Here is a 317-nt window from a genome sequence, read left to right as displayed (position 1 = left end):
GTTGCCGATCTACTGGCTGGTCTCGACCTCGCTCAAATCGAACCGCGAGATCACCCAGGAAGGCACGCTCTACCCGCATGTGCCGACGCTCGACAACTACGTGCGACTGTTCACCGAAAAGCAGTTCGGCTCCTACCTGACGAACTCGCTGGTGGTGACCTTCTTCTCTGTCGCCATCGCGCTCGCCGTCGGAGCGATGGGCGCCTATGCGATCGCCAGGTTCCGCCTGCCTTTTGCGGCGGAGCGCAAGGTCGGCCTTTTCCTGCTCACGCTGCGTATCATTCCGCCGATCGTCATCCTGATACCCGTCTACCTCC

Annotated in this window: 1 pseudogene; it reads left to right on the top strand. The window is 61.2% G+C overall.

Annotated elements, in window-relative coordinates:
* Positions 1 to 317, top strand: a pseudogene (locus tag EN786_RS38150) (carbohydrate ABC transporter permease); the annotation flags it as partial.

This window comes from Mesorhizobium sp. M4B.F.Ca.ET.143.01.1.1 (assembly GCF_004792275.1).
In the GTDB taxonomy this organism is placed as follows: Bacteria; Pseudomonadota; Alphaproteobacteria; order Rhizobiales; family Rhizobiaceae; genus Mesorhizobium; species Mesorhizobium abyssinicae.
Note: the sequence above shows the minus strand (reverse complement) of the source record. Positions and strands in the feature narration are given on the sequence as shown.